Source organism: Limnothrix sp. PR1529 (assembly GCF_002742025.1).
GTDB lineage: Bacteria > Cyanobacteriota > Cyanobacteriia > CACIAM-69d > CACIAM-69d > CACIAM-69d.
In genome coordinates this window covers 1-1,332 of sequence record NZ_LIRO01000085.1, presented here as the reverse complement: position 1 = coordinate 1,332, position 1,332 = coordinate 1, and the positions used below count along the sequence as shown (strand labels likewise).

General features: G+C 56.4%; 1 protein-coding gene. It reads right to left on the bottom strand.

Going from position 1 to position 1,332, the window contains the following annotated elements; genetic code table 11:
• Nucleotides 1-179: 179 nt before the first annotated feature.
• Nucleotides 180-1,332 (bottom strand): pitrilysin family protein (locus AMR42_RS12670; protein WP_099533971.1); only part of this gene is annotated, 1,153 nt, incomplete at its 5' end.

Sequence of the window (1,332 nt, the reverse complement as noted above, 5' to 3'; positions counted from 1 at the left end):
CTGGATCTTGAATTCTGGATCCTGGATGTTGGAATGCTGGCTATTGGGCGACAGCGTTTGGATCGCCGCTTTGTAGATCGCCACTTGTTGAATCGCCGCTGCTGGCTGGGAGCGTTTGAATCGTGACTGAATGGGCAACTTTTGCACCATTCAGCCTCCTCAACCGATCGCCCCAAAGGCTATTTGGGCAATAGCTTCAGCACCGTGCGATTTTCAGGGGTGAAGGTCTTGCGAGCCACCCGTTGCACATCGGCCGGCGAGATCGAGCCAATTCGATCTAGCTCCGCAAACAAATTGCGCCAATTGCCCGTTTTGGCTTGATATTCCGCCAGCAGGGCCGCCATGGTGCTGTTGGAGTCGATCGCCCGCAGTTGGTTGGCCCTGGCTTGGGTTTTCACGCGCTCTAGTTCCGCCTCGCTCACCGGCTCATTTTTCAGGCGATCGAGTTGGCGATGCAGTTCCACCGCAATTTCATCCACAGAATGATCCGGCGCACTCAGGGCATAAAACAGCATCAGCGTCGGGTAGCGATCGCCCGGAAACCCGTATAAACCCGCGATCGAGAGGGCCAATTGCTTCTCCTGCACCACCGACTGATAAAGGCGAGAAGTGCGCCCATCCGACAGCAAACTCGCGATCGCCTCATAGACCACATAATCGGGATCTGTCTTGGCCGGTGCGTGATAGCCCTCCAAGTACCAAGGCTGAGATTCAAGCTGCAAATTGACCGATCGCGTGGCTGTTTGGCGCGGCTCCACCGGAATTGGCAAATTCGGCAGGGGCCGCCGTTGGAATCGACCGAAATAAATTTCCGCCAGCCGCTTCACCTCCGTCGGCACCACATCCCCCACCACCACCGCCGTCAGATTATTGGGCGGGTAATGGGCCTCATAGAAACGGCGCACATCCAACCGGGTCAGGTTGCGGATGTCTTCGTCATAGCCAATCACCGGCCGATGGTAGGGATGAACCTTAAAGGCTGATTCCAAAAACACTTCCACGGCCTTCCCGATCGGGGAGTTATCCGTGCGCATCCGGCGCTCTTCCAGGATCACATCCTGTTCCTTATAAAACTCCCGAAACACTGGATCCAAGAAGCGTTCTGACTCCAGCGACATCCACAACTCCAGCTTATTGGCTGGGAAACTGTAGAAATAGCGCGTGGCATCCGCAGAAGTGGTGGCATTGAGACCCACGCCGCCCGCCTGTTCCACCAACCGCCCAAACTCGTTTTGTTTCACGAAGGGTTGGGCCTGCTGTTCCAAGGCCAGCAACTGTTGGCGCAGTTGTTGGGCTTCGGCGGTTTTGCCCTGGTCGCGCACCGTTTCGTAT